The organism is Kitasatospora sp. NPDC003701 (assembly GCF_053587085.1).
Genome location: NZ_JBSFNM010000177.1, coordinates 1 through 1,031, shown reverse-complemented (window position 1 = coordinate 1,031; position 1,031 = coordinate 1). Strand labels below are relative to the sequence as shown.

General features: G+C 55.9%; 1 rRNA gene. It reads right to left on the bottom strand.

The window, feature by feature from the left end:
- Positions 1-2: 2 nt before the first annotated feature.
- A 23S ribosomal RNA gene (locus ACWDRR_RS44495) occupies positions 3-1,031 on the bottom strand; the annotation flags it as partial.

Genomic DNA, 1,031 nt, shown 5'->3' with positions numbered 1-1,031 from the left:
CTGAGGACAAGCCCTCGGCCTATTAGTACCGGTCAACTCCACCCCTTACAGGGCTTCCATATCCGGCCTATCAACCCAGTCGTCTACTGGGAGCCTTACCCTCTCAAGGAGGTGGGAGTGCTCATCTCGAAGCAGGCTTCCCGCTTAGATGCTTTCAGCGGTTATCCCTCCCGAACGTAGCCAACCAGCCATGCCCTTGGCAGGACAACTGGCACACCAGAGGTTCGTCCGTCCCGGTCCTCTCGTACTAGGGACAGCCCTTCTCAACACTCCTACGCGCACAGCGGATAGGGACCGAACTGTCTCACGACGTTCTAAACCCAGCTCGCGTACCGCTTTAATGGGCGAACAGCCCAACCCTTGGGACCTACTCCAGCCCCAGGATGCGACGAGCCGACATCGAGGTGCCAAACCATCCCGTCGATATGGACTCTTGGGGAAGATCAGCCTGTTATCCCCGGGGTACCTTTTATCCGTTGAGCGACGGCGCTTCCACAAGCCACCGCCGGATCACTAGTCCCGACTTTCGTCCCTGCTCGACCCGTCAGTCTCACAGTCAAGCTCCCTTGTGCACTTACACTCAACACCTGATTGCCAACCAGGCTGAGGGAACCTTTGGGCGCCTCCGTTACTCTTTAGGAGGCAACCGCCCCAGTTAAACTACCCACCAGACACTGTCCCTGATCCGGATCACGGACCCAGGTTAGACATCCAGCACGACCAGAGTGGTATTTCAACGACGACTCCACAACAACTGGCGTTGCTGCTTCAAAGTCTCCCACCTATCCTACACAAGCCGAACCGAACACCAATATCAAGCTATAGTAAAGGTCCCGGGGTCTTTCCGTCCTGCTGCGCGAAACGAGCATCTTTACTCGTAATGCAATTTCACCGGGCCTATGGTTGAGACAGTCGAGAAGTCGTTACGCCATTCGTGCAGGTCGGAACTTACCCGACAAGGAATTTCGCTACCTTAGGATGGTTATAGTTACCACCGCCGTTTACTGGCGCTTAAGTTCTCAGCTTCGCCC